Below are 24,818 nucleotides of genomic sequence, written 5' to 3'. Positions count from 1 at the left end.
CACAGGAATAATTGGCCCGAAACAAACTGTGGGAGCGGGTTTACCCGCGAAGCGCCGCGCGGGCGGCGCTCGATCTCAAGAACGCTGCAAGACTATCGCCAAGCGCCTTGCGGCCCTCATGCGATAACACTCGAAAAACCATCAACGGCTAGGCCTGAATCAGCTATCGATCATTCGGTGCATTGGGGCCGCTTTGCGGCCCATCGCGGGGCAAGCCCGCTCCTACAGGTTTTGCGGCGCAATTTTGTGGGAGCGGGCTTGCCCCGCGATGGCGCCAGCACCGGCAACGATAGGCTTAGTTAGCAACATCCAGCGGCATCCGGTACTCGATCACTCCCGGCTTCTCGGCAATCCAGTCATACAACCGCTGCGCAGTCCGGTTGGTCTCCTGGGTATGCCAATACAGCCGGTCGCATTGCTGCTGCCGGGCGTGATCCTGGACGAACTCGATCAGCCGCTTGCCGACCGTCCGGCCCCGTGCGCTCGGGCACACGAACAGGTCTTCCAGGTAGCAGAAGTCGTTACGCCCCCAGGTCGAGCGGTGGAACACATAGTGGACGAAGCCGAAGATCTGCTCGCCGTCGGTGGCCACAGCGCAGTGCATGGGCTCGGCCGGGTCGAAGAAGCGGGCCCAGGTGCGCTCGGTGATGGCTGGGCCCAGGTCCACTTGATAGAAGGCCTGGTATTGCGCCCAGTAATCGCACCAGGGCTGCAGATCGGCTTGCTTCACTCGGCGAACGAAAACGGGCAGTTGGATGGTGGTCATGGTTGGAACCCCTTTGGACAAAACAGTGTGAATGAGTGAGGGGCCGGCCTGCCCGTAGTGCTTGCCTTCCTTGGTGGTTGCTTGCGGGCCTGGGTTTTATAGCGGATAAATGGTTGGTTTTTACCTGCCAATTGTTTGGTAATGGCCAGACCATTTTGGAACTCCTGGTAGGAGTAAGGCTTGAGATTGCCGGGGGCGCTTTGCGCCCCTTGCGCCGCGAAAGGGGCGCGAAGCGGCCCCGGCATTGGCAGCCATTAATCAGATCCATCCGCCAGGGAATCAGGCCAATGTTCAAACACGCGCAACTGGAATCGGTAAAAGCCTGGATCAATGACCCCGCACACAACGCGCTGGCCTTGCATGCGCGCATCCAACGGGCGATCCGCCAGTTGATCCTTGACGGCGCACTGCCGGTGGGCAAGGCGCTGCCCGCCTCGCGCCCGCTGGCGCAGTCCCTGGGCGTGTCGCGCGATACCGTGGAGTCGGCCTACAGCCAGTTGCACGCCGAGGGCTTCATCGAGCGGCGCATAGGCAGCGGCAGCTTCGTGTCGCAACGGGCCCGGTGCCTGCCGTTGCGCAAGCGCCAGCGCCCGGCACACAACGAAGCCCCTGTGCAGTTGAGCCGCCGAGGCACGGCAATTCTGCACAGCGGTGGCGTGCACAACTTCCAGTCCCCTCGCCCCTTCGCCCCCGGCGTGGCCGAAACCCGGCACTTCCCCCTGGCCATCTGGGAGAAGCTGGAGCGCCAGGTGTACAGGGAATACGGCACGCGGGCGCTGGAGCACAGCGAGCCGCAGGGCATGGCGCCGTTGCGCAGGGCGATCGCCGATTACCTCAACCTCGAGCGCGGGGCCCAGGCATCCGCCGAGCGCATCCTGATCCTCACCAGCTCGCAGCAGGCCCTTGGCCTGTGCGCCCAGGTGCTCATGGACGCAGGCGACAAGGTGTTGGTCGAGGACCCGCTGTATCAGGGCACCCGCAAGGCAGTAACCGCCGCCGGCCTGGAATGCGTGCCAGTGCCCGTGGATGCGCACGGCCTGCAGGTTGATGCCATGGCCGACCTCGCGCCGGAGGCCCGGGCGCTGTTCCTCACCCCCTCCCACCAATACCCGACCGGCGCGACCCTGTCGCTTGACCGGCGTCTGCTGGCGATCGAGTGGGCCAGACAGCAACGCGCCTGGATCATCGAGGACGACTACGACAGCGAGTTTCACTACGCCGGCCGCCCCACCGCCTGCGTGCAGGGCCTGGACCCGCATGAGCGCACGCTGTACATCGGCACCTTCACCAAATCGCTATTCGCCGGGTTGCGCATCGGCTACCTGCTGCTGCCGCCGCAACTTGTCGCGCCGATGACCGCCGCGCGAACCCTGCAGGACGGCCATAACGCGTCCATCACCCAGCTGACCCTGGCCAGGTTCATGGAGGGCGGCCACTTCAACGCCCATGTGCGAGCCATGCGTGGGCTCTATGCCGAACGGCGCGATGTGCTGGCGGATCTCGTTCAGCGGCACCTGGCGGCATTTCTCGTGCCGCAGATCCCGGCCGGAGGGCTGCAGATGCCCTGCCATTTCGTCCAGGCCTTGCCTGAAGACGCCGTGGTCAGGGCGGCGCGCGGGGTGGGGATCGACCTGCTGGGGCTGGGCAGCCTGTATGCGCTGGCGAGGAACGATGTTGGCTTGCTGATGGGGTTTGCCGCTCAAACCACCGCCGAGATGAAGGCCGCGGTGGTGAAACTGGAAAAAGTGTTCGCAAGCTTGGCTTCTGCGGGACGCTCGCGTCGACAAGTCGTACTCCACGAAACCAATTGTGGCAAATGAAGGCACCGAAACCGCCCTATCAACCCTCTGATATTAACGCCTAGAATACTTGGCTCAAAAGCGTTAAAAACCGTATAACGCCTAGTTAAACAGGCTTTATAAAAAATATGAGCCACCTTTAAAAATCGCTTTTCAAAGCCTAATATTCTAGGCAAAGAGATCGATAAAAGCCTTTTAAGCATAGGATCCCAGGCGTTATGAAAGCCACCTCAATGACCGACGACGCCATCGCCCGTGAGATCGGCCAGCGCATTGAAGCGATCCGCTTGAAGCGTAATATCGGCCAGGACATCGTTGCCCATGAAGCCGGGATCTCCCGGGAAACCTACCGCAAGCTGACGGCCGGCAAAGGCACCTTGGTCAACGTAATCGCCGTGCTGCGGGTGCTTGGGGAGTTGGAGCGCCTCGCCAGCCTGATCGAGGAAGTCAGAAGCAGCCCCTTGCAACTGGCGAAAATGCAGGGCAAGCAACGGCAGCGAGCGACAGTCACACGGGCAACCCACCCGGCGCCTGAACACACCGGCAGAACCCCGATTGGCAAGCCCTCGCTCATTGGTGGCCAGAAACCCCACAAGGATGAAAGCTGGTGATCGCACAAATCTACCTCTGGGATGTATACGTAGGCGCACTCAACTGGAACCCGCAAACCCAGGTTGGAGAATTCGAATACACCCCCGAATTCGTCAGGACCGGCCTGGAAATCTCACCTGTCCACATGCCCTTGCGCTCGGACTTCATCTACGTATTTCATGGCCTGGACCGCGAAACCTTCAAAGGCCTGCCGTCGATACTGGCCGACTCCCTGCCCGATGACTTCGGCAATGCGCTGATCGATGCCTGGTTGGCCCAGCAAGGGCGCAGCAAAGCCACGTTCACGCCGGTCGAGCGCCTGTTGTACCAGGGTGAGCGAGGCATGGGCGCGCTGGAATACCGCCCGGCGCTGGCCACCGAGCGGGACAAGGCAGAAAGTATCCAGATCGATGCCCTGGTGCGCCTCGCGAGCGAGGTGTTGTCGGATCGTGAGTCAATCGCCGAACGGCTCAACGCCCATGACCCGTCGGTGGACGACGCGGCCCTGCAGCACCTCATCCAGATCGGCACGAGCGCGGGCGGGGCACGGGCGAAAGCCGTCATCGCCATCGATGGTCAAGGTGAGATTCGCTCAGGCCAGGTCACCGCGCCCCCGGGGTTCGAGTACTGGCTGCTCAAGTTCGATGTAGCCAAGGACTCGAAACTGCTGGCCGATTCACAGGGCTACGGGCGGATCGAGTACGCCTATCACCTGATGGCGAAGGCCGCGGGCATCAGCATGACCGAGTGCCGCTTGCTGGAAGAGGGAGGCCGCGCCCACTTCATGACCAAGCGCTTCGACCGCACGGCCGAAGGCGAGAAAATCCACGTGGCCACCCTGTGCGCACTCGACCATGCCGACTTCCGCAAGCCTGGCCAGTACTCGTACGCCGAGGCGTTCGGGGTCATGCGTGCACTGAGGATTTCCCGAGACGGGGCCGAGCAGTTCTACCGGCGCATGGTCTTCAACCTGGTCGCCCGCAACCAGGACGATCACACCAAGAACACGGCCTTCATGATGGATACCGACGGTACCTGGTACCTCACACCGGCCTACGACGTGTCCTATTCCTACCTGCCCGGCAGCTTCTGGGTAGACACCCACCAGATGACGGTCAACGGCAAGCGCGACGACTTCACCCTCGATGACCTGCTGAGCGTGGCCAGCCAGGTGCGCGGCATGGACGCACGGCGGATCATCAAGGAAGTCTGCGAGGCCGTCGCGCAGTGGCCACGCTTTGCCAAGGCAGCGGGCGTGCCTGCCACCGCCAGTGAACGAATTGGCGAGACACACCGGCTGTACCTTGGCGAGGGGCTGTGAACCTGGCTCGCTACACAGCGCGATAACGCTCAGCCACCTGGGACTGGCGTAAATCCCCCATCAACATCTGCCGCGCACCGTCCAGCGCCGCCCAGCGCTCGGCGTGCTGCAACGGCGGGATGGTAATCGCCTCACGCCGGTCGTAGCCCACCAGTGCGGCATCGACCAGATCCTCTACCTCCATCACTTCAGGCAGCGAATCGATGTCCAGCCCGGAGCGCGACCAGATTTCGGTGCGGGTCGCCGCCGGCAGTACGGCCTGCACGTAGACGCCCTTTGGCCCCAGTTCCAGCGCCAGCCCCTGTGACAGGAACTGCACGAAGGCCTTGGTGGCGCCATACACCGTCATGCCCAGCTCCGGCGCCAACCCCACCACCGAACCGATGTTGACGATCGCACCACTGCCCTGCTCGGCCAGCCGCGGGGCGATGGCGGCCGCCAGGCGGGTGACGGCGGTGACGTTCAGGCCGATCAGGCGTTCGAGGCTTGCGCCGTTCTGCCCGAGGAAGCCGCCCGACTGGCCTTGGCCTGCGTTGTTGATCAGTACACCGATGCGGCCATCTTCACGCAAACGGGCTTCGACCTTGGCCAGGGCCTCTTCCTGTGTCAGGTCGGCGATCAGCACCTCGACCGCGACGGCAAATTGCTCATGCAGGCGGTCGGCCAGAGCCTCCAGCCGGGCCTGATCGCGGGCGACCAGCACCAGGTCGTGGCCACGCTGGGCGAAACGTTCGGCATAGGTCGCGCCGATGCCGCTGGAGGCGCCGGTGACAAGAACGGTAGGCAAGGCACTCATGGGTAGATCCTCAAGGTTGGGTGTGTCTGCCATTATGATTACGATCATAATCTAAACGTGTCAACATTTTGATGATGAACGACATCAATGTATGCTGAGCCCCACCACCCCGGTGCAGGAGTCGCCCGCCATGAAAGTCAGCAAGGCACAAGCCCAAGCCAATCGCGCGCACATTGTCGAGACGGCCTCCTCGCTGTTTCGCGAGCGGGGGTATGACGGGGTCGGGGTGGCCGACCTGATGGCCGCTGCCGGTTTCACCCATGGCGGGTTCTACAAGCACTTCGGCTCCAAGGCCGACCTCATGGCCGAGGCCGCGGCGTGTGGCCTGGCCAACAGCGCGGCGCGCAGCGAAGGGGTCGAGCTGGCGGACTTCCTGGGCCAGTACCTGTCCAGGGAGCACCGCGACAATCCGGCAGCAGGCTGCACCCTGGCGGCGCTGAGCAACGATGCGGCGCGCCAGCCCGAGGCCGTCAAGGCGGTGTTTGCCGACGGGCTGGAGCAGTTGCTTCAGACGCTGCAGGCGGCCGGCGGGCCAATCGATACTGCCGATGAAAAGGCTCAGCGTGCCCGGCGCTTGAGCGTGATTGCCACCTTGGTGGGTGCCATCACGCTGTCCCGCGCCTGCCCGGATGATTCGGCGTTGGCGGATGAGATTCTTGAGGCTTGCCGCAAGCAACTGCTGACCTAGCCACTGCCTTGGCCTGCGCTGTATGACACATCGCGCAGTCCATAGCGTGGGAGCGGCGGTGCGCCGCTGCGACTTGCCCCGCGAACACCGGCCATGCCGGTGCCATACACCGCGTTGCTGCAATCGCGGGGCAAGCCCGCTCCCACGTGTTTGGGTGATTGTCACCTTGGTCGGTGCCATCACGCTTTCCCGCGCCTGATTCGCGATGACGTAGGAGCGCCAGGCTGCCAGCAGATCGATCCTTGCCAGGGCTGCTCCACCTACCTCCCCTGTATTGAAAAATCCCGATTTTCTGTATCTGTCGCCCTCCCCTCCCCGCCCCGCACCATCACTCCCGCAGCGCCAGGCACACCCGCCCGGCGCGCACTTGCATGCCAACCCCAACATCATGAGCAACATCGTTTCCACGGATGGAAAGCGCGTTTGTAGATAACCGTAGAACAGGCAAGCGCTACCACCCGGTACCCCACTTCCCTGCTGCCCCGTTACTTCAAAGCCTGCCGGCCCAACGGCCGGACGGCCCGCTTCATTCAGGAAATCTGACAGGGATGCCCTAATGATCAAGCAACTGATAAACGAAAATAACTACGTTCAGGTCGATCAGCTGTGCAGTGCCAAGGTGCACTTGAAGATCGAGGGCCTGAACCCGGCCGGCTCCATCAAGCTCAAGACCGCCCACGCGATCGTCGCCGACCTGGAAAGCCGTGGGCTGATCACGCCCAGGACGCGGCTGATCGAATCCTCCTCGGGCAACCTCGGCGTGGCCCTGGCGATGGTCTGCGCTGCCAAGGGCTACCAGTTCGTCTGCGTCATCGACCCGAACACCTCGGCGCCCAACCGCAAGCTGATCCAGGCTCTCGGCGCGCAGGTGATCGTGGTCGACCAGCGCGACGAGAACGGTGGCTTCCTCTACTCGCGCATCCGCCTGATCGAACAGATGGTCGCGCAGAACCCCGACTACATCTGGCTCAACCAGTACCAGAACCCGAACAACCCGCTGGCCCACTACAACGCCACCGCGCGGGCCATCGCCGAGAAGTTCGGGCATGTCGACTACCTGTTCGTCGGCGCCGGCACCACCGGCACGCTGATGGGCTGCAAGCGCTACTTCGCCGACCACCACCCACGCACCAAGGTGATCGCGGTGGACTCGGTCGGTTCGGTGACCTTCGGCCTGCCCGGCGGCACCCGCCATATCCCGGGGCTCGGCACCAGCCGCCGCCCTGAGATCTACGAGCCCAGCGATATCCACGCCTTCCTCACCGTACCCGAGGTGCGCACGGTGCAGGTGTGCCGCTGGCTGGCGCAGCGCTACGGCCTGCTGTTCGGTGGCTCCACCGGCACGGTGCTGGCCGGCGTGCAGCAGTGGGCAGCGCAGATCCGCCCGGACGATGTGGTGGTGGCGATCTCCCCGGACATGGGCGAGCGCTACCTGGAAACCCTCTATTCAGACGACTGGGTCAGCCAACGCTTGGGCCCGGACGCGCTGCAACCGTTGTTCCCCGAATTCCCTCTCTCCCTTACGGCGTAACCAGTCATGACCGCACAAGCTTCGATTCCCCCGTTCCACGTGATCCCCGGCGCCACCGTCAAGGACATCCTTGCCGGCATGCGCCAGGAAGCCATCGAGGTGGTCGCGCAGACCTACCTCACCCACGAGCGCGGCGAAACCGTCAACCCGGACAGCTACTTCCTGCGTTTCCCCGAAGAGCCGGCCAACCGCATCATTGCCCTGCCGGCGGCGATCGTCGACAAACAGGGCGAACAGTCGGTGTCAGGCATCAAGTGGATCGCCAGCTACCCGGACAACATCCACGCCGGTATCCCACGGGCCTCGGCGGTACTGATCCTCAACGACCCGCAAACCGGTTACCCCTACGCCCTGCTCGAAGGCGCGCTGATCAGCGCCGTGCGCACCGCCGCCTCAGCCGTGCTGGGCGCATGGCTGCTCAATGACAAGCAAAAGCGTGCCGGCAGCCTGTCGATCATTGGCGGCGGCGTGATCGCCCGCAACATCCTCGACACCTTCATCGGCGACGACTGGTCGTTCGGCCAGGTCGGCGTGCATGACCTCAACCGCGAGTCGGCCGAGGCACTGGCCGGTTTCGGCGAGCAACTGGGCCTGCCACAGGTGCAACTGTGGTCGCTGGAAGAAGCGCTCCAAGCCGATGTCGTTGTGTTCGCCACCAGCGCCGGCACCCCCTACGTCAGCGGCGACGACACCTTCCGCCCAGGCCAGATCGTGCTGAACATCTCGCTGCGCGACATCGACGCCGGCATCGTCGCCGCCAGCTACAACTACTTCGACGACGTCAGCCACTGCCTCAAGGCCAACACCTCGCCGCACCTGGCCGAGCAGCGCTTCGGCCACCGCGATTTCGTCACCGGCACCGTGGCACAGATCCTGCGCGGCGAACTTGAAGTGAAGCGTGACAAACCCCTGATCTATTCGCCGTTCGGCATGGGCATCCTCGACCTGGCCCTGGGCCGGCGTATCCATGACGTCGCCCTCGAGCAAGGCTCGGCGGTCGCCGTGCCGTCGTTCTTCGGGGAGGAGCGCAGATGGTGAGCAAGCCCCTGCACATCGGCCTGGTGGGCTGCGGCTCGCGCGGGCTGTCGATCTTCGAGCGCCTGCTGAGCATCGCCGAAACCCGCCCGCAACAGCCGCTGGTGATCGACATCTTCGACCCCAACGTGTTCGGCACCGGCGCCCACTGGCCCAACCAGCCGGACTACCTGCTGCTCAACACCGTGGCCGGGCAACTCGGGGTGTACCCCGACGCGGCGGCCTTCGGCACCCTGCACGATGCCCGCGAACGCTCGGGCCCGGACTTCCTGGACTGGTGCCGGGCCAAGGGGGTCAAGGTCGACCCGAAGACCGGCCTGGTGGCCGACGAGGGGCGCGCGGTGGAGCCGGAGGACTTCCTTCCGCGCCGGCTGCTCGGTTCCTATCTGGCCGATGCCTTCTCGCGCATCCTGAGCAGCGCGCCAGCCTGGGTGGCGGTGCGCCTGCACCCGCACCCGGTGGTCGGCCTGCGCACCGATGCGCAGCAGGGCTATCTGCTCAAACTGCCGTCGGGCGACAGTGTGACCGTGGACCGCTTGATCCTGACCGTCGGCCATACCGGGCGTGTGCGGGCAGAAGAAGAAGGCCGGGTGGGCGATATCTACCCGCTGCCGGGCAGCCTCGACAGCATCGCCGCCGGCGAAGCCGTGCTGCTCGAAGGCCTGGGCCTGGGGGCGATGGATACCCTGGCGGCGCTGACCGCTGGCCGCGGTGGCGCCTACCACCGCATGGCCGACGCCAGCCATGTGTATTTCCCGTCCGGCAAGGAGCCGGTGATCTATATCCAGTCGCGTGACGGCCTGCCGTTCCGTGCGCGCCCCAACGGCCTGACCCGGGCGCCACGGCACAAGCCGATCTTCCTCACCAGCACCCATATCGATGCCCTGCGCCAGCAGGCGCCGAACGGCCAGCTGGACTTCGAGCGTGCCGTGCTGCCGCGCATGCTGCTGGAAATGCGCGCTGCCGGCATGGCGGTGCTGCACGCCAAGACCGACCCGGCGCGCCACCGTGAAGTGCTGGAGCAACTGCGCAGCGTCAGCCTGCAAACGCCCACCGACACCCACGAAAGCGAGAGCCTGCTGCGTCACTACGAGGCGCTGTCCGGCGCCATCGACCCGCAGGCGCTGATCCTGCACAGCCTGCCGGCCCAGGTGAACGCGCACAACTACCATGCGTGGATCTACGACGCCATCGAGGCCGACCTGCACGAGGCCCGTATCGGCCGCGCCGAGTCTCCGGTCAAAGCGGCCATCGAGGTGTGGCGCGACCTGCGTGACCGGCTGCGCGAGGCGGTCGACTTCGACGGCCTCACCGAGGCTTCGCACCGGGAGTTCTACGGCCGCTGGCACAAGGCGATCAACCGCCTGGTAGCCGGGCCGCAGAAGGAACGTCACGCCGACCTGCTGGCCTTGAGCGACGCCGGGCTGCTGACCTTCCTGCCTCCAGGTGCGGTGCCAGCCGCCAAGCCTTACCGGCGCGTGGCCGGTTACGTGCAGGGCAGCGGCGTGCACGACAGCGACTGCGCCCCGGTGCGCGACCTGGCGCGGCTTGGCCTGATCCGCCCGCGCACCGACGTGCCGGGCCTGGATGGCATCGATGTCGACGCGGCCTGCCACCCGCGCGCCAGCAGCGGCGAACCGGTGCGCAACCTCTGGGTGCTCGGGCCGCTGGCCGAGGGCTCGTGCTACTACAACCACTACGTCACCTCGGCCGGCGCGCCGTCGCGCCTGTTCATCGACGCCCACAAGGCCGCCTCGGCCATCCTCGACACAGGGACCGCCCCATGAAGCTCTACTACCAGACCCACTCGCCCTACGCCCGCAAGGTGCTGGTGATGGCCCATGAGCTCGGGCTCGCCGAGCGCCTGGAGGTGATCCACCACGAGACCAGCCCCACCACCCGCAACGAGACCATCTACCAGGCCAACCCGCTGGGCAAGGTGCCGGTGCTGATGCTGCCCGAGGGCGAGGCGCTGTTCGACTCGATCGTGATCTGCGATTACCTCGACACCTTGCACCAGGGGCGAAGGCTGATCCCGCTGCAAGGCCCCGAGCGCTACCAGGCCCTGCGCCTGCAGGCGCTGGCCCAGGGCCTGTGCGATGTCGGCATCAAGCTGCGTTGGGAAGTCGAGCGCCGCCCGGCGCACCTGCGCTATCCGGCCTATGGCGAGGGCCAGAAGTACAAGCTCGAAGAGTCGTACCGCTACCTCGAACAACAGGTCGAACTCGACGGCCCGCTGAGCGTTGGTCACGTAGCCCTGGGCACCGCCCTGGACTGGATCGTGTTCCGCGAGCTCTCGGACTTCTCCCAGCACCCGCGCCTGAACGCCTGGTACCAGCGTTTCTGCGACCGCCCCTCGATGCGCGCCACCGAGTACAGCGGTCAGACCCACGATTAAGGAACACAGCACATGGCTGCTCTCTTGTTGCAAATGTCGCCCATCGGCCTGGTGATCGCCCTGATCCTGCTGGTGCGTCGCCCGCCCGTGCAGGCGGCCCTGGCCGGCGTCGCGGTGGTCTTCCTGCTGTGGGGCATGGGCGCCGCGGCGCCACTGTCGGCGGCCGCCAGCTCGGCGATCATCAAGGACACGATGATCCTGTTCCTCAGCACCGCCTGCGTGATCGTGCCGGGGCTGGCCTTCGTCATCCTGGTGGAGCGCGGCGGCGCGCCGCAGGCCATCGGTGCCTGGGTGCGCGAGCTGGGCTGGAAGCCACCGGCGCAGGTGATCTTCATCGTGCTGGGGTTGGCGCCGCTGCTGGAAGCGATGACCGGCTTCGGCGTCTCGCTGATCGCCACCGTGCCGCTGCTGATGGGGCTGTTCTCGCGCCAGGCGGGGATGAAGATCGCCCTGGCCGGCATGGTCATCATGCCCTGGGGCACCCTGGGCCTGGCCACGGTAATCGGCGGCTTGCTCACCCACCTGCCGGCCAACGAGCTGGGCAGCCATTCGGCGCTGATCAGCGCGCCGGTGTTCCTGGTGCTGGCGGGCATCGCCCTGTGGCAGGCTGGCATTCGCAGCGCCCTGCCGTGGCTGGGACTGTGTGCGGTTTCGGTGCTGTTCAGCGCGGTGCTGTACGGCATCAACCGCTTTGTCGGGCCTGAGGTCTCGGGCGTGCTGGCGGGGCTGACAGTGGCCGCCGTGGGCCTGGTGATTTCGTACCTGCAGCGCAAGCGCCTGGTGCGCTGGCCGGCGGCAGCCTGGCCGTACCTGGCGCTGCTGGGGGTAATCGTCGCCTCGCGCGCAGTATTCGTACTGTCGGGCTGGGATGGCGTGTGGGTGATCAAGGGCGAGCATGTATCGTGGAAGCCGCTGGCCTCGCCGGGGCTGGCGCTGCTGATCGTCACCGTGCTGATGACCTTGCGCCAGCGCGCCGAGGGCAGCTTCCCATGGGCCTCGCTGCTCAAGCGCGCCAAGTTCCCGGTGGCGACCATCTTCCTGTTCCTGCTGCTGTCGCAGGTGATGGTCAACGCGGGCTTTCTGGTCGAGGCGCAGCGCGCCCTGCAATCGCTGTCGGGGATTTCGCTGGCGCCGACCGTGGCGCTGCTGGCCGGTATCGCCGGCTACGTCACCGGCTCCAACGTGGGCGGCAACACCCTGGTGATGCCGTCGATCGCCGCCCTGGGCAGCGACTACGGGCCATGGCTGGCGGCCATGGTCAACAGCGCCGCCGGGCATGGTGCGCTGGGCTCGCTGTCGATCCTGTCGCTGATCACCGGGCTGGCGGCCGCCAACCGCGATGAAGAGCACGGGCTGATCCGCTTCGCCTTCGGCCTGGTGGCGCTGAACATCGCCATCGTTGCTGCAACCGGGGTGGTTTTACTTTATGTTCTGGGAGGTCATTCCTAAGCTGGCATAAAGACCCCATGGATCGGTTCGAAGCACCTGATAAACGCTGGCGGAGAGTCAAGGACTGGATCATCCGCCAGATCGACAGCGGTGAATGGCCGGCGCAAACCAAGCTGCCGTCGATCCGCACCCTGGCCCGCCTGTTCGACACCAGCATCACCACCGTACAGCGGGCCCTGGCCGACCTCGAAGCCAACGCCTATGTGCTGACCGAGCCCAGGGTCGGCTACTTCGTCTCGGCAGCGGGGCGCGCCAACCCGGCCAGCCGCTTCGACTTTTCCAGCGTCACGGTCAACGTCAACCACGCGGTGGTCGCCATGCTCTCCCAGGCAGCCAGCCGCACCACCCTGTCGCTGAGCTCGGCCGTGCTGCACGGCGACCTCACCCCCCACGTGCTGCTCAACAAGTGCATGGCCACACTGGCCAGCAAGGCCGACCTGACCATCGCCGGGCTGGTGACCCCACCCGGGCATGCGGCGCTGCGCCGGCGCATTGCCGGGCTGATGCTGACCCGGGGCGTGGTCTGCGGCCCGGACGAAGTGCTAGTGACTTCCGGCGATACCGTCGCCCTGGAACTGGCCCTGGAGGCCGTGGCCCGGCGCGGCGCCACGGTGGCCATCGAAACCCCTACCTACTACGGCATCCTGCAGACCATCGAGCGCCTGGGGATGCGTGCGCTGCCCATGCGCACCCACGGCGAAACCGGCATCGACATGGAGCACCTCGAAGAGGCGCTGAAGCTCAAAAAAGTCGATGTGATCTTCCTCAACCCGACCCTGCAGAACCCGCGCGGCTTCATCATGCCCGAGGCGGCCCGCGCCAGGCTGTCGCAACTGGCCCGCGAGGCCGATGTGCCGATCATCGAGGACGACATCTTCTTCGACCTGGTACCGGAAACCGAGCGGCCACGGGCGCTCAAGAGCCATGACAGCACCGGGCAGACCATCTACTGCTCGTCGTTCTCCAAGACTGTCGCCCCAGGCTTTCGGGTGGGCTGGTGCGTGGCCGGCAAGTACCGCGATGCCATCCTCGCGCAGATGTTCTCGCGCAACCTGGCGGTGTCGAGCCTGGCGCAAAGCGCGCTGAACGAGTTCATCGGGCGCGGCTACATGGACGAGCATTGCGCCCGGCTGCGCAGCCAGTTGGCCACCGTGAATGAGGCGATGCTGGGGCTGGTGCGTTCGGCCTTTCCAGTGGACACGGTCTACGTGCCGCCGCGTGGGGGGTTCATCCATTGGCTGGAATTGCCGGCGGGGACCGATATGGCCTTGCTTCAGCAGTTGGCCCATGAGCGGGGCTACCACATCGCTGGCAGCGGGATTTTCTTCGCCGATGGCCAGCCCACCACGGGGCTGCGCCTGTGCCTGGGCAGGCCGCTGACGCCAGAACTGGCCCAGGGGCTCAAGGTACTGGGCGAGTGTGCCCGGCAGGCGCTGGAACCGCTTGCCATTGATCTGCCAACCCTGCAAATGCCTTAGACGCTCTGTGTAGGAGCGGTCTTGTGTCACGCAGGGTGGCACGGGCTTCGCCCGTGTTCGCGGGGCAAGCCCGCTCCCACAAGGATCGCGCTAGCTTTATCAGTTGAGCAAGACAGTTGCTCCTACACAGGGATCGTACAACCCGGCACAAGTTGAACCCCATAGAACGTTGACAAGCCGATTCTCACTTGATAATAATCGCCACGGTTGTACGACAACACACAACAAAAACAACAATCAGTGAAGAGTCCCATGCCAACATTCCGTTCGCGCACCCCGCGCCCGTCGCTGCACATCCGTCTCCCGATAACGCTCCCCGGCGAACCCTTGCCGCAGGCCCTGGCCACCTAGCGCCTTGCGCGCTCGACCCCTCATGCCCTGACGGGCTGAACTGAACCACCGCTGCCGTTGGCCGCCTGCGCGTGCCCGGCAATCGGCTGCCTCACATTCGGGAGCACAACAAGCATGAACATCCGCCAACCCCTGCCTTTCGCCCTGCTCGGCGCCGCCCTGCTCGGCAACCTGCCCGGTACCAGCCTGGCCGCCGGCTTCGTCGAGGATGCCAAGGCCACCCTGGGCCTGCGCAACTTCTACATCAACCGTAACTTCGTCGACCCAAGCAACCCGCAGAGCAAGGCCGAAGAGTGGACCCAGAGTTTCATCCTCGATGCCCGCTCCGGTTTCACCGAGGGCCCGGTCGGCTTCGGCGCGGATGTGCTGGGGCTGTGGTCGGTGAAGCTCGACGGCGGTGGCGGCACCTATGGCACCGCCCTGCTGCCACGTCACGACGACGGGCGCCCGGCCGACGACTTCGGCCGCCTGGCGGTGGCGGGCAAGGCGCGCATCTCCAAGACCGAACTGAAGATCGGTGAGTGGATGCCGGTGCTGCCGATCCTGCGTGCGGACGATGGCCGCTCGCTGCCGCAAACCTTTCGCGGCGGCCAGCTCACCTCCAGCGAAATCGCCGGCCTGACCCTTTACGGCGGCCAGTTCCGCGGCAACAGCCCGCGCAACGACGCGAGCATGGAAGACATGAGCTACGGCCGTGGTATCTCGGACCGCTTCAACTTCGCCGGTGGCGAGTACAAGTTCAACCAGGACCGCACTCTGGTCGGCCTGTGGAACGCGGTGCTCAAGGACGTATACGAACAGCAGTACCTGCAACTGAGCCACAGCCAGCCACTGGGCAACTGGACCCTGGGCGCCAACCTCGGTTACTTCCAGGGCGGCGAAGACGGCGCCGAGCGCGCCGGCAAACTGGACAACAAGACCTACTCGGGGATGTTCTCGGCACGGGTGGGTGGCAACACCTTCTACGTCGGCCTGCAGAAAGTCAGCGGCGACACCTGGATGCGGGTCAACGGCACCAGTGGCGGCACCCTGGCCAACGACAGCTACAACGCCAGCTTCGACAACGCCAACGAGCGCTCCTGGCAGGTGCGCCACGACTTCAACTTCGTCACCGTCGGTGTGCCGGGGCTGACCCTGATGAACCGCTACATCAGTGGTGACGACGTGCACAGCGGCGCCATCCGCGATGGCAAGGAATGGGTGCGCGAATCGGAGCTGGCCTACGTGATCCAGAGCGGGGCGTTCAAGGACCTCAGCATCAAGTGGCGCAACTCGAACATCCGCCGCAGCTTCAGCAACAACGAATTCGACGAGAACCGCCTGATCTTCAACTATCCGCTGTCGCTGCTGTGAGTGATTGACAAGCAGCGGAAGCGCTGTCGATAATCGATTTTAGTCATACGACAACCTACAACAAATGACAACTGCGAGCCTGCCATGACCACTACCCGCTTCAACCGCCTGCTCCTCACTGGCGCCGCAGGAGGCCTGGGCCAAGTGCTCCGCGAGCGCCTCCAGGGCTGCGCCGAGGTGCTGCGCCTGTCCGATATCAGCCCGATGGCGCCCGCCAGCGGCCCCCACCAGGAGGTCGTGACCTGCGACCTGGCCGACAAGGCTGCGGTGCTGGCACTGGTCGAAGGGGTGGACGCCATCGTCCACTTCGGCGGCGTATCGGTGGAGCGCTCGTTCGAGGAGATCCTCGGCCCCAACATCTGCGGCGTGTTCCATATCTACGAGGCGGCGCGCAAGCATGGGGTCAAGCGCATCATCTTCGCCAGCTCCAACCACACCATCGGCTTCTACAAACAGGACGAGCGCATCGACGCCCATGCCCTGCGCCGGCCCGACAGCTACTACGGGCTGTCCAAGTGCTACGGCGAGGACGTCGCCAGCTTCTACTTCGACCGCTATGGCATCGAGACCGTCAGCATCCGCATCGGCTCGTCGTTCCCCGAGCCGCAGAACCGGCGGATGCTCAGCTCGTGGCTGAGCTATGACGACCTCACCCAACTGATCGAGCGTGGCCTGTTCACCCCGAACGTGGGCCACACCGTGGTCTACGGCGCCTCGGCCAACCCGACGCAGTGGTGGGACAACCGCTACGCCGCGCACCTGGGCTACGCACCGAAGGACTCCTCCGAGGTGTACCAGGCCAAGGTCCAGGCGCAGCCGATGCCTGCCGCCGATGACCCGGCGATGGTCTACCAGGGTGGCGCCTTCGTCGCTGCCGGGCCTTTCGATTGAGCCATCCAGGGCCAGGAGGCCATCCATGCAAGCAGAACTGATCCTCGACGCCCGTAACGGCACCGGCGAAAGCCCGGTGTGGCACCCCAGCGAACAGGCCTTGTATTGGGTAGACATTCCCGCCGGCCAGCTGCACCGCTGGCGGGCGGCAGATGGCACGCACCAACACTGGCAGGCCGATGAAATGCTCGCCTGCATCGCCCGCAGCGCCAGCCCCGAGGGCGGCTGGATCGCCGGCATGCAGAGCGGCCTGTTCCATCTGCAACCCACCGCCCAGGGCACCCTGGCCAGCCGCCCGCTGGCTGGCGTGGCCCATGCTCGCGAGGGCATGCGCTTCAACGACGGGCGCTGCGACCGCCAGGGCCGTTTCTGGGCCGGCACCATGTTGATGGACATGCAGCAAGGCGCCACGGTTGGCGCGCTGTACCGCCACGACGGCGACGGCCAGCCGCTGCACCTGCAGCAGGACGGCATGATCGTGCCCAACGGCCTGGCCTTCAGCCCCGATGGCAGGCGCATGTACCTGTCCGACTCGCACCCCCAGGTGCAGGCCATCTGGGCCTTCGACTACGACACCGACAGCGGCACCCCGCACAACCGCCGGTTGTTCGTCGACATGCGCGATTACCCCGGCCGCCCCGACGGCGCCGCCATCGACCAGGACGGCTGCTACTGGATCTGCGGCAACGACGCAGGCCTGGTGCACCGCTTCACCCCCGACGGCAAGCTCGACCGCTCGCTGCCGGTGCCGGTGAAGAAGCCGGCCATGTGCGCCTTCGGCGGCCCTGGCCTGGACACGCTGTTCGTCACCTCGATTCGCCCCGCAGGCGTGGACCTTGCCGACCAGCCGCTGGCCGGTGGCGTGTTCGCCCTGACCCCGGGCGTCAAAGGCCTGGAGGAGCCTGCCTGGCGCAACTGAGCCTGCTCTACCGCACTGCCCACACGAACGAAACCAGACAATAACAACACCGGAGTTTCCTCATGACCTTGAAGCACAAGTGGCTACTGGCCGCCCTCCCCTTCGCCCTGTCCATGTCGGTCTCGGCCGCCACCCTGAACATCAAGTTCGCCGAGATCCACCCCAGCGGCTACCCGACCGTGGTCGCCGAAGAACACATGGGCAAGAAGCTCGAAGCGGCCAGCAACGGCGCGATCACCTTCAAGATGTTCGCCGGCGGTGTGCTGGGTTCGGAAAAGGAAGTGATCGAGCAGGCGCAGATCGGCGCGGTGCAGATGACCCGCGTGAGCCTGGGCATCGTCGGCCCGGTGGTACCGGATGTGAACGTGTTCAACATGCCGTTCGTGTTCCGCGACCACGAGCACATGCGCAAGGTCATCGATGGCGAGATCGGCCAGGAAATCCTCGACAAGATCACCAACTCCGACTTCAACCTGGTGGCCCTGGCCTGGATGGACGGTGGCACCCGCAGCCTCTACACGAAAAAGCCGGTGCGCAGCATCGAAGACCTCAAGGGCATGAAGATCCGCGTGCAGGGCAACCCGCTGTTCCTCGACATGATGAACGCCATGGGCGGCAACGGCATCGCCATGGACACCGGGGAAATCTTCAGCGCCCTGCAGACCGGGGTGATCGACGGCGCCGAGAACAACCCGCCGACCCTGCTGGAGCACAACCATTACCAGAGCGCCAAGTACTTCACCCTGACCGGCCACCTGATCTTGCCGGAACCGGTAGTGATGTCGAAAACCACCTGGGAAAAGCTCACCCCCGAGCAGCAGACCCTGGTCAAGACTGTCGCCCGCGAGGCGCAGATGGAAGAGCGTGCACTGTGGGACGCCAAGTCGGCTGCCAGTGAAGCCAAGCTCAAGGCGGCGGGCGTGGAGTTCATCAGCGTCGACAAGAAGCCGTTCTTCGACGCCACCGCCCCCGTGCGGGAAAAGTACGGTGCGCAATACGCCGACCTGATGAAGCGCATCGCCGAGGTCCAGTAACCCCGGCTCCGTTCCCAGATGACTCCTGCAGGGCGGCACGCGCCACCCTGCAGCTTCGGTGATGCCCTATGAAAAATTCATTCCTGCGTCTGAACGACGCCCTGTACCGCGGCTGTATCTGGATCGCCGGCCTGTCGATCCTGACCATGACGCTGATCATTCCCTGGGGCATCTTCGCCCGCTACGTGCTGGGCACCGGCTCCAGCTGGCCGGAGCCGGTGGCGATCCTGCTGATGGTGGTGTTCACCTTCCTCGGCGCGGCGGCCAGCTACCGCGCCGGGGCACACATGGCGGTGGCGATGCTCACCGACCGCCTGCCACCCGCCCAGCGCCAGGCTGCGGCAGTGCTGGTGCAGTTGCTGATGCTACTGGTGTGCGTGTTCATGACCTGGTACGGCTACAAGCTGTGCGTGACCACCTGGAAGCAGTTCCTCGCCACCCTGCCGTCGGTGCGGGTCGGGCTGACCTACGCGCCGATCCCGATCGGTGGCGCGATCACCCTGGTATTCGTGCTGGAAAAACTCATCCTCGGCGATCAAAGCCAGCGCCAGGTGATGCGCTTTGACGTCGTCGAAGCCAACGAAGGAGCGGCATGATGGATGCGTTGATTCTGATAGGCAGCTTCCTCGCGCTGATCCTGCTGGGCATGCCAGTGGCCTATGCCCTGGGCCTGTCGGCGCTGATCGGTGCGTGGTGGATCGATATCCCGCTGCAGGCCATGATGATCCAGGTGGCCAGTGGGGTTAACAAGTTCTCGCTGCTGGCCATTCCGTTCTTCGTGCTGGCCGGCGCGATCATGGCCGAAGGCGGAATGTCGCGGCGGCTGGTGGCGTTCGCCGGGGTGCTGGTGGGCTTCGTGCGCGGCGGCTTGTCGCTGGTCAATATCACCGCCTCGACCTTCTTCGGCGCGATCTCCGGCTCGTCGGTGGCCGACACCGCCTCGGTCGGTTCGGTGCTGATCCCGGAAATGGAACGCAAGGGCTACCCACGGGAGTTCTCCACCGCCGTCACCGTCAGCGGCTCGGTGCAGGCGCTACTCACCCCACCCAGCCACAACTCGGTGCTGTACTCGCTGGCGGCCGGGGGCACGGTGTCGATTGCCTCGCTGTTCATGGCCGGGGTGATGCCTGGGCTGTTGATGAGCGCGATTCTGATGGGCATGTGCCTGATCTTCGCGAAAAAACGCAACTACCCCAAGGGCGAGGTGATCCCGCTGCGCCAGGCGCTGAAAATCGCCGGTGAGGCGCTGTGGGGCCTGATGGCAATGGTGATCATCCTCGGCGGCATTCTGTCCGGGGTATTCACCGCCACCGAGTCGGCAGCGATCGCCGTGGTCTGGTCGTTCTTCGTGACCATGTTCATCTACCGCGACTACAAGTGGCGCGACCTGCCCAAGCTGATGCACCGCACGGTGCGGACCATCTCCATCGTGATGATCCTGATCGGCTTCGCGGCGAGCTTCGGCTACGTCATGACGCTGATGCAGATCCCGTCGAAGATCACCACGCTGTTCCTGACCCTGTCGGACAACCGCTACGTGATCCTGATGTGCATCAACTTCATGTTGCTGCTGCTGGGCGCGGTGATGGACATGGCGCCGTTGATCCTGATCCTCACACCGATCCTGCTGCCGGTGATCACCGGTATCGGCGTGGACCCGGTGCACTTCGGCATGATCATGCTGGTCAACCTGGGGATCGGCCTGATCACCCCACCGGTGGGGGCGGTGCTGTTCGTCGGCTCGGCGATCGGCAAGGTCAGCATCGAATCCACGGTCAAGGCACTGCTGCCGTTCTACCTGGCGCTGTTCCTGGTGCTGATGGCGGTGACCTACATTCCGGCCATCTCGCTGTGGCTGCCGAGCGTGGTGCTGTAATGCCACAAGGCGGGCCTTGATGGCCCGCCCTCCCCTGCAAACGGACCCTGCATCATGGCTGTCGCCCTCGCTACGCCTCACCTCTTCCCCCGCAAACTGGCGGTAGCGCTGCTGGCGCTGCTGGCCTGTTGCTTCGCCGGCAACCACATTGCCGCGCGCATCGCCTTCGACAACGACACCGGCGTATTGCTGGCCATCCTCTGCCGCTCGGGCCTGACCCTGCTGGCCCTGGGTGGCCTGCTGCTGTGGCAACGCCAGCCGCTGGGGCTGCCTGCCGGCGCGTGGCGCTGGCAATTGCTGCTGGGCCTGCTGATCGCCACCCAGAGCCTGTGCCTGTACTCGGCCGTGGCCCGCATTCCGGTGGCCTTGGCGCTGCTGGTGGGCAACACCTTCCCGATCCTGCTGGCGCTGTTGACCTGGGCCCTCGGCGGGCCGCGGCCAACCCGGCGCACCGCCGTGCTGATGGGCTTGATCCTGTTCGGTCTGGTGCTGGCGCTGGACGTGCCCTCACGCTTGAACGGCAGCGCCGAGGCCACCCCGGACTGGACCCTGGGGGTGAGCCTGGCGTTCTGCGCTGCCTGCGTATTCGCCTGCGCCTTGTGGATCACCGACCACAAGCTGGCTGGGGTACGCGGCCCGGTGCGCAGCATGCTGACCCTGCTGATCGTGTTCGCCAGCATGCTGCTGGCCGGCGCCGGTGGCCTGATGCCGGCCGGGCTGGCGCTGCCGGCCAGCAGTGGCGGCTGGTTGGCCCTGGCCAGCCTGGTGGTGCTGTACGGCACGGCCTTCACCCTGCTGTTCGTGTGCATGCCGCGGCTGAACATGGCGCAGAACGCCCCGGTGATGAACATCGAGCCGATCGCCACCCTGCTGCTGGGCTGGGCCCTGCTCGGCCAGCTACTCAATACCCTGCAGCTGCTCGGCGCCGCCGTGGTGGTGTGCGGGATCGTCCTGTTGACCTATCGCAAGGCGGGCTGAAGCTGCCTGCAACCTTGGAGCGCTTAGATGCCTGTGCCTGAACTGCACCTGCAAGACCGTCTGACCCGCCTGAGCCTGGCGCCTACCCTGGGCGCCAGCCTGGTCAACTGGCAGGTCAAGGCCAGCGGCCAGGCGCTGCTGCGCCACAGTGATGCCGCCGCCCTGGCCAGCGGATCGCCACGGCGCCTGGGCTGCTACCTGCTGGCGCCCTGGTCGAACCGCATCGCTGAGGGCGGTTTCCAGTGCCCTGACGGCTGGCTGGCGCTGGCGCCCAATACCGACCATGACCCCTACCCTATCCATGGCAGTGCCTGGCACCAGCCCTGGCAGGTCGACAACGTGGATGACGGCCATGCCCGCCTGAGCCTGGACAGCCAGGTGCCCTTTGCTTACCACGCGACCCTGGACGTGCGCCTGGATGAAGGCTGCCTGACCCTTGAGCTTGAAGTGACCCACCTCGACCCACGGCCGACCTGGCATGGGCTGGGCTTTCACCCGTACTTTCCGCGCTTCGCCGACACCCGCTTGCTGGCGCCCGCGCAGCAGGTGTGGGTGGGTGATGAGGGGCAGTTGCCCTCGCGCCAGGCCACGATCCCGCCGCAATGGTGTTTCGACACGCCGCAGGCATTGCCCAGCGAGGTGGTCGATCATGCCTTCAGCGGTTGGCAAGGCGCCTGCAGCATTATCCAGCCGACGGCGGGTTATCGCCTCGATTGCCATGCCAGGGGTGCCGATCACTACCTGCTGTACTGCCCCCAGGGGCAGGGGTTCTTCTGCTTCGAGCCGGTCAGCCACCCGATCAACGCCCATCATTTGCCCGATCGGCCGGGCTTGCGGCTGCTGCGCCAGCATGAACGGCTGCACCTGGGTTTCAGCCTGCAGTACCAGGCGCTGGCACCGACTGAAAACGTCAAAGGGGCTGCAAGCAGCCCCTTTGATACAAACGCAACGGGGTCAACGGCCCGAGCCGAGCACCACCTGCGCCTCTAAAGGTGCCGCCTCACGGGGTTCGCTGCGCAGTTCGCGCGCCAGGTTCCACACCACTAACGCAGCAACGATGTCGAACGCCGCCAGCACCACGAACAGCGGGCTGTAGCCGATCTGCGTGACCAGGATGCCGAACACCAGGGTGAACACCGCCGCCCCCAGGTAGCCGAACATGCCGCCCATGCCGGTGGCGGTCGCCACCTGGTCCTTGCTGAACGAGTCGGAGGTGATCGAGTAAAGCGCGCCGGACAATGTCTGGTGGGCAAAACCGCCGATGCACAGCAGCAGGATCGCCGTGTACGGGCTTTCCACCAGGCCGATGCAGGCGGGGCCGATCATGCAGCTGGCGCCGAACACCAGGACCATCTTGCGCGAGGTGAACAGCGACACCTTGCAGTAGCGGTGGAACAGCGGGCTCAGGTAACCGCCCAGCACACAACCGATATCCGCGGCCAGGAACGGCAGCCAGGCGAACATCGCCACTTCCTTGATGTTCATGTGCCGCTCGGTCATCAGGTACAGCGGGATCCAGGCGTTGAAGGTCTGCCAGGCCGGCTCGGAGAGGATCCGCGCCGAGGCGATGGCGTAGAAGTTGCGCTCCTTGAAGATGCGCTTCCAGGCGCCCTTGACCCGCGCCTCTTGCTTGAAGTGGGCTTCCTGGCCGGACAGGATGTAGTCGCGCTCCGCTGCACTCAGGCGCTTCTGGTCCTTGGGGTGCTTGTACAGCAGCATCCACAGCAGGGTCCAGACGATCCCCGAGGCACCGACGATGACGAACGCCAGTTGCCAGCCGCTGTGCAGGATGGCCCAGACCACCAGCGGCGGCGCCAGCAACGCGCCCAATGACGAACCGATGTTGAACCAGCCGATGGCCACCGAACGCTCTTTGGCCGGGAACCATTCGGTGGTGGCCTTGACGCCGGCAGGCAGGCCGGCGGCTTCGGTCATCCCCAGCAACCCGCGCATGAACGCCAGGCTCTGCCAGCCGCTGGCCAGCGCCGCCCCGGCACAGGCCAGCGACCAGGCCAGGGCGAACACCGCAAAGCCCAGCTTGGTACCAATGAAGTCGATGACCCAGCCGGCGATGGGTTGCATCAGGGCGTAGCAGATCTGCCAGGTGGCGACGATCTTGGCGTATTGCTCGGTACTGATGGAGAGGTCGGACATCAAGGTGGGGGCAGCCACCGAGAGGGTATTGCGGGCGAGGTAGTTGACGACCAGTCCAGCCGTGACAAGGCTGACCATCCACCAACGGATGCCTTTAATGCTCATGGGTCACCTGAATTATTTTTAGAGTTGCTGGTGATTGCCCGCGGTCGCACGGGCGACTTGAGACAAATTGTTTCAGGCGAGAGAGTGCCATGTCATAGGTCGTCGTACAACAATTTTAAGCGATCGCGTAGACGTATTGACCTCTGATTGAGCTATATCGGGGCTTTCATATGCCTTGCGTGGGAAGCCTGGATGGGGAAATCACCTAGTTGTACGATGTCGCGAAGATCAGCTTAGATGGTGCTGGGCACGCAGGTGCTCGGCCAGCATGTCGATGAAGGTGCGTACCTTGGTCGAGCCGTACTTGCTCTCACGGTGCAGCACATGGATCGGCCAGGGCGCTTCTTCGTACTCGGCAAGGATCACCTGCAGCCGCCCGGCCGCCAGCTCGTCGGCCACCTGGTAGGACAGCAGCCGGGCAATACCCAGCCCGGCACTGGCGGCGGCGATGGCCGCGTCGTTGCTGGTCACGGTCAGGCGGGGCTTCATGCGGATCAGGGTCGGGTCGTCGATGGCGCCGAAGCGCCAGTCGGTGCGTGGCGAAAGAACGCCGGCGGCGATGATCGCGTGGCCTTGCAGCTCGCTCAGATGGCGTGGGGTGCCGTGTTGTTCGAGATACTCCGGCGAGGCGCACAGCAGCCTGCGCATGCTACCCACGCGCAGGGCCTTGAGGCCGGAGTCGGGTAGCTGGCCGATCCTTACCGCCACATCCATGCCCTCCTCGACCAGGTTCACCACCCGGTCGAGGAAGTAGGCCGATACGTCCACCTCGGGGTACTGCTGCAGGTAGCGGACGATGCAGGGCATGACGAACTTCTTGCCGAACAGAATCGGCGCGGTCACGGCCAGGTCGCCCTTGGGCGCGGCGTTGATGCCGGCGGCCGCTTCGTTGGCTTCGATGATGCTGGCGAGGATATGCCGGGTATCTTCCAGGTAGCGCCCGCCGGCTTCGGTCAGGCGCACGCTGCGGGTGGTGCGCAGCAGCAGCTTGACCCCGAGTTGTTCTTCCAGGGCCGTGACGGCACGGGTCACTGCCGCCGGGGATATCGCCAGGCGGCGGGCAGCGGCGGCGAAGCTTTCCAGTTCGCCGACGGCGACGAACACCTTCATCAGGTGAATCTGGTCCATGCGGGCTCCTGGGCCTCGGGGGTGCGGGGGATTATCCGTTATAGCGGGGTTTTGTGCTGGCTTCACCGGCCCCATCGCCGGCAAGCCGGCTCCCACACAGTGGACTGCCCCCAAGAAGTTGGACACCAATCCAACCCTTGGGGGATTTATGGGCAAGTACACCGAGCGCTTCAAGCT

General features: G+C 65.2%; 22 protein-coding genes. 18 read left to right on the top strand and 4 right to left on the bottom strand.

The features are described from left to right. Nucleotides 1-295 precede the first annotated feature (295 nt). Nucleotides 296-766 (bottom strand): GNAT family N-acetyltransferase, encoded by a 471-nt coding sequence (locus F6X61_RS21075; protein WP_153788356.1) that lies wholly within the window; start codon nt 764-766, stop codon nt 296-298. 287 nt (nt 767-1,053) lie between these two features. Between F6X61_RS21075 and F6X61_RS21070 the strand changes: the two genes are divergently transcribed. The 3 genes from F6X61_RS21070 to F6X61_RS21060 all read left to right on the top strand — a co-directional run bounded on the left by F6X61_RS21070 (nt 1,054) and on the right by F6X61_RS21060 (nt 4,477). Continuing rightward, complete coding sequence (locus tag F6X61_RS21070) at nt 1,054-2,586, top strand: PLP-dependent aminotransferase family protein (RefSeq protein WP_153788354.1); 1,533 nt, start codon at nt 1,054-1,056, stop codon at nt 2,584-2,586. A 212-nt stretch (nt 2,587-2,798) separates the two neighbouring features. After that, nucleotides 2,799-3,176, top strand: a complete 378-nt coding sequence (locus F6X61_RS21065; protein WP_153788352.1) for a helix-turn-helix domain-containing protein — start codon at nt 2,799-2,801, stop codon at nt 3,174-3,176. Beyond that, nucleotides 3,173-4,477 (top strand): type II toxin-antitoxin system HipA family toxin, encoded by a 1,305-nt coding sequence (locus F6X61_RS21060; RefSeq protein ID WP_153788350.1) that lies wholly within the window; start codon nt 3,173-3,175, stop codon nt 4,475-4,477. Before F6X61_RS21065 ends, F6X61_RS21060 begins: the two co-directional genes overlap by 4 nt. 10 nt (nt 4,478-4,487) lie before the next feature. On the opposite strand, the gene F6X61_RS21055 is transcribed toward F6X61_RS21060, so the two are convergent. Then, on the bottom strand, nt 4,488-5,273 hold the full coding sequence (locus F6X61_RS21055) for an SDR family oxidoreductase (RefSeq protein WP_153788348.1): 786 nt from the start codon (nt 5,271-5,273) through the stop codon (nt 4,488-4,490). Nucleotides 5,274-5,403: 130 nt separating this feature from the next. Here F6X61_RS21055 and F6X61_RS21050 point away from each other — a divergent pair, with 130 nt between their 5' ends. The 15 genes from F6X61_RS21050 to F6X61_RS20985 all read left to right on the top strand — a co-directional run bounded on the left by F6X61_RS21050 (nt 5,404) and on the right by F6X61_RS20985 (nt 22,244). Then, nucleotides 5,404-5,961 carry a TetR/AcrR family transcriptional regulator gene (locus tag F6X61_RS21050; RefSeq protein ID WP_153788358.1) on the top strand — a complete coding sequence of 186 codons (558 nt, stop codon included), beginning with the start codon at nt 5,404-5,406 and terminating at the stop codon, nt 5,959-5,961. A 556-nt stretch (nt 5,962-6,517) separates the two neighbouring features. Further along, the gene (gene sbnA, locus F6X61_RS27425) at nt 6,518-7,492 is read left to right on the top strand and encodes a 2,3-diaminopropionate biosynthesis protein SbnA (protein ID WP_306109320.1); all 975 of its coding nucleotides are present in this window, start codon (nt 6,518-6,520) and stop codon (nt 7,490-7,492) included. Between the two features lie 6 nt (nt 7,493-7,498). Then, nucleotides 7,499-8,530, top strand: coding sequence for a 2,3-diaminopropionate biosynthesis protein SbnB (gene sbnB / locus F6X61_RS27420; protein WP_306109319.1), 1,032 nt, complete (start codon nt 7,499-7,501; stop codon nt 8,528-8,530). Continuing rightward, nucleotides 8,524-10,314, top strand: a complete 1,791-nt coding sequence (locus tag F6X61_RS21040) for an FAD/NAD(P)-binding protein (RefSeq protein ID WP_153788346.1) — start codon at nt 8,524-8,526, stop codon at nt 10,312-10,314. Before sbnB ends, F6X61_RS21040 begins: the two co-directional genes overlap by 7 nt. After that, a complete protein-coding gene (locus F6X61_RS21035) occupies nt 10,311-10,925 on the top strand; it encodes a glutathione S-transferase family protein (protein ID WP_153788344.1) in 615 nt (204 codons plus the stop codon). Before F6X61_RS21040 ends, F6X61_RS21035 begins: the two co-directional genes overlap by 4 nt. 12 nt (nt 10,926-10,937) lie before the next feature. After that, a complete protein-coding gene (locus F6X61_RS21030) occupies nt 10,938-12,374 on the top strand; it encodes an L-lactate permease (RefSeq protein ID WP_153788342.1) in 1,437 nt (478 codons plus the stop codon). A gap of 17 nt (nt 12,375-12,391) precedes the next feature. Next, complete coding sequence (locus F6X61_RS21025; RefSeq protein ID WP_153788340.1) at nt 12,392-13,852, top strand: PLP-dependent aminotransferase family protein; 1,461 nt, start codon at nt 12,392-12,394, stop codon at nt 13,850-13,852. A gap of 465 nt (nt 13,853-14,317) precedes the next feature. Next, complete coding sequence (locus F6X61_RS21020; protein ID WP_153788338.1) at nt 14,318-15,556, top strand: OprD family porin; 1,239 nt, start codon at nt 14,318-14,320, stop codon at nt 15,554-15,556. A gap of 84 nt (nt 15,557-15,640) precedes the next feature. After that, a complete protein-coding gene (locus tag F6X61_RS21015; RefSeq protein WP_153788336.1) occupies nt 15,641-16,447 on the top strand; it encodes an NAD(P)-dependent oxidoreductase in 807 nt (268 codons plus the stop codon). 25 nt (nt 16,448-16,472) lie between these two features. Next, nucleotides 16,473-17,366: an SMP-30/gluconolactonase/LRE family protein gene (locus F6X61_RS21010; protein WP_153788334.1), complete on the top strand. Its 894-nt coding sequence runs from the start codon at nt 16,473-16,475 to the stop codon at nt 17,364-17,366. Nucleotides 17,367-17,428: 62 nt separating this feature from the next. Then, nucleotides 17,429-18,400, top strand: a complete 972-nt coding sequence (locus tag F6X61_RS21005) for a TRAP transporter substrate-binding protein (protein ID WP_125462943.1) — start codon at nt 17,429-17,431, stop codon at nt 18,398-18,400. A gap of 68 nt (nt 18,401-18,468) precedes the next feature. After that, nucleotides 18,469-18,996 (top strand): TRAP transporter small permease, encoded by a 528-nt coding sequence (locus F6X61_RS21000; RefSeq protein WP_153788332.1) that lies wholly within the window; start codon nt 18,469-18,471, stop codon nt 18,994-18,996. After that, entirely contained in the window at nt 18,996-20,276 is a 1,281-nt protein-coding gene (locus F6X61_RS20995; protein ID WP_153788330.1) for a TRAP transporter large permease, read from the top strand. The genes F6X61_RS21000 and F6X61_RS20995 overlap by 1 nt, the downstream gene beginning before the upstream one ends. A 54-nt stretch (nt 20,277-20,330) precedes the next feature. Beyond that, a complete protein-coding gene (locus F6X61_RS20990) occupies nt 20,331-21,254 on the top strand; it encodes a DMT family transporter (RefSeq protein ID WP_153788328.1) in 924 nt (307 codons plus the stop codon). Nucleotides 21,255-21,281: 27 nt separating this feature from the next. Beyond that, nucleotides 21,282-22,244, top strand: coding sequence for an aldose 1-epimerase (locus F6X61_RS20985; RefSeq protein WP_153788326.1), 963 nt, complete (start codon nt 21,282-21,284; stop codon nt 22,242-22,244). Here F6X61_RS20985 and F6X61_RS20980 read toward each other — a convergent pair. Next, nucleotides 22,209-23,513 (bottom strand): MFS transporter, encoded by a 1,305-nt coding sequence (locus F6X61_RS20980; protein ID WP_153788324.1) that lies wholly within the window; start codon nt 23,511-23,513, stop codon nt 22,209-22,211. The genes F6X61_RS20985 and F6X61_RS20980 overlap by 36 nt on opposite strands. A 228-nt stretch (nt 23,514-23,741) precedes the next feature. Further along, on the bottom strand, nt 23,742-24,641 hold the full coding sequence (locus F6X61_RS20975) for a LysR family transcriptional regulator (protein ID WP_153788322.1): 900 nt from the start codon (nt 24,639-24,641) through the stop codon (nt 23,742-23,744). Between the last annotated feature and the right edge of the window lie 177 nt (nt 24,642-24,818).

The organism is Pseudomonas sp. EMN2 (assembly GCF_009650555.1).
GTDB classification, from domain to species: domain Bacteria; phylum Pseudomonadota; class Gammaproteobacteria; order Pseudomonadales; family Pseudomonadaceae; genus Aquipseudomonas; species Aquipseudomonas sichuanensis.
The sequence above is the reverse complement of the archived record's forward strand: the minus strand, read 5'-3'. Positions and strand labels throughout refer to the sequence as shown.

Coding starts and splice junctions, on each gene's coding strand:
- F6X61_RS21075 (WP_153788356.1), bottom strand. CDS start 766: ATGACCACCATCCAACTGCCCGTTTTCGTTCGCCGAGTGAAGCAAGCC.
- F6X61_RS21070 (WP_153788354.1), top strand. CDS start 1,054: ATGTTCAAACACGCGCAACTGGAATCGGTAAAAGCCTGGATCAATGAC.
- F6X61_RS21065 (WP_153788352.1), top strand. CDS start 2,799: ATGACCGACGACGCCATCGCCCGTGAGATCGGCCAGCGCATTGAAGCG.
- F6X61_RS21055 (WP_153788348.1), bottom strand. CDS start 5,273: ATGAGTGCCTTGCCTACCGTTCTTGTCACCGGCGCCTCCAGCGGCATC.
- F6X61_RS21050 (WP_153788358.1), top strand. CDS start 5,404: ATGAAAGTCAGCAAGGCACAAGCCCAAGCCAATCGCGCGCACATTGTC.
- sbnA (WP_306109320.1), top strand. CDS start 6,518: ATGATCAAGCAACTGATAAACGAAAATAACTACGTTCAGGTCGATCAG.
- sbnB (WP_306109319.1), top strand. CDS start 7,499: ATGACCGCACAAGCTTCGATTCCCCCGTTCCACGTGATCCCCGGCGCC.
- F6X61_RS21040 (WP_153788346.1), top strand. CDS start 8,524: ATGGTGAGCAAGCCCCTGCACATCGGCCTGGTGGGCTGCGGCTCGCGC.
- F6X61_RS21035 (WP_153788344.1), top strand. CDS start 10,311: ATGAAGCTCTACTACCAGACCCACTCGCCCTACGCCCGCAAGGTGCTG.
- F6X61_RS21030 (WP_153788342.1), top strand. CDS start 10,938: ATGGCTGCTCTCTTGTTGCAAATGTCGCCCATCGGCCTGGTGATCGCC.
- F6X61_RS21025 (WP_153788340.1), top strand. CDS start 12,392: ATGGATCGGTTCGAAGCACCTGATAAACGCTGGCGGAGAGTCAAGGAC.
- F6X61_RS21020 (WP_153788338.1), top strand. CDS start 14,318: ATGAACATCCGCCAACCCCTGCCTTTCGCCCTGCTCGGCGCCGCCCTG.
- F6X61_RS21015 (WP_153788336.1), top strand. CDS start 15,641: ATGACCACTACCCGCTTCAACCGCCTGCTCCTCACTGGCGCCGCAGGA.
- F6X61_RS21010 (WP_153788334.1), top strand. CDS start 16,473: ATGCAAGCAGAACTGATCCTCGACGCCCGTAACGGCACCGGCGAAAGC.
- F6X61_RS21005 (WP_125462943.1), top strand. CDS start 17,429: ATGACCTTGAAGCACAAGTGGCTACTGGCCGCCCTCCCCTTCGCCCTG.
- F6X61_RS21000 (WP_153788332.1), top strand. CDS start 18,469: ATGAAAAATTCATTCCTGCGTCTGAACGACGCCCTGTACCGCGGCTGT.
- F6X61_RS20995 (WP_153788330.1), top strand. CDS start 18,996: ATGGATGCGTTGATTCTGATAGGCAGCTTCCTCGCGCTGATCCTGCTG.
- F6X61_RS20990 (WP_153788328.1), top strand. CDS start 20,331: ATGGCTGTCGCCCTCGCTACGCCTCACCTCTTCCCCCGCAAACTGGCG.
- F6X61_RS20985 (WP_153788326.1), top strand. CDS start 21,282: ATGCCTGTGCCTGAACTGCACCTGCAAGACCGTCTGACCCGCCTGAGC.
- F6X61_RS20980 (WP_153788324.1), bottom strand. CDS start 23,513: ATGAGCATTAAAGGCATCCGTTGGTGGATGGTCAGCCTTGTCACGGCT.
- F6X61_RS20975 (WP_153788322.1), bottom strand. CDS start 24,641: ATGGACCAGATTCACCTGATGAAGGTGTTCGTCGCCGTCGGCGAACTG.